The following is a 688-nucleotide window of genomic DNA, read 5'->3' as shown; positions in this document are numbered from 1 at the left end:
TGGCGCTGGTATCCTCCGGCCCGTTGGGCGGCGTCCATCAGGTGAATCAGCCGGTCAAACCCGACGGTGGAACGGAAGAGCGGATTGAGGTTAAGCGTACGCATGGCCATATTCTCCTAGAGAAGCAACATGGAAAAAGGGGGATCGCTTTAAGGGCGCATCCGGTTTTCAGCGTCGACCCGCATTCGGCATCGACAGACTGGAGATAGGAAACGCCGCGCCGGACTGCAAGAGGCGAAAATTCGGAGTCCGCAGCAATATTTTTTGCTTGCCCCCGGAACCCCATCCGGCCTTTCAATGCCGCCAAACGTCTGCGATCTATGAGGAGCGACCCATGCCGTCCTTCGATATTGTGTCGAAAACCGATATTGCCGAAGTCGATAATGCCCTGGGCAATATCGTGCGTGAAATCGGCACGCGCTTCGACTTCAAAGGCTCGAAGTGCGAAATTACGCGCAAAGAGAACGACTTAACCGTTCTCGCCGACGATCAGCTCAAGCTCGATCAAATGCACGAGTTGCTAAAAGTGCATTTCACCCGCCGCAAGATCGAACCCAGCGCGCTCGATTATAAAACCGTCGAAAAAGCGATGGGCAATAGCGTGCGCCAGGTCATCACCGTCAAGCAGGGCATTCCGCAGGACGTGGCGAAACTGATTACGCGCGCCGTGAAGGATTCGAAAATGAAG

The 688-nt window shown here is 54.9% G+C and carries 1 protein-coding gene; it reads left to right on the top strand.

Going from position 1 to position 688, the window contains the following annotated elements:
• Positions 1-334 precede the first annotated feature (334 nt).
• The coding region (locus VZ95_RS20960) for a DUF520 family protein (RefSeq protein WP_045777595.1) at positions 335-688 on the top strand (354 nt) is incomplete at its 3' end.

Source organism: Elstera litoralis (genome assembly GCF_000963705.1).
GTDB classification, from domain to species: domain Bacteria; phylum Pseudomonadota; class Alphaproteobacteria; order Elsterales; family Elsteraceae; genus Elstera; species Elstera litoralis.
Note: the sequence above shows the minus strand (reverse complement) of the source record. Positions and strands in the feature narration are given on the sequence as shown.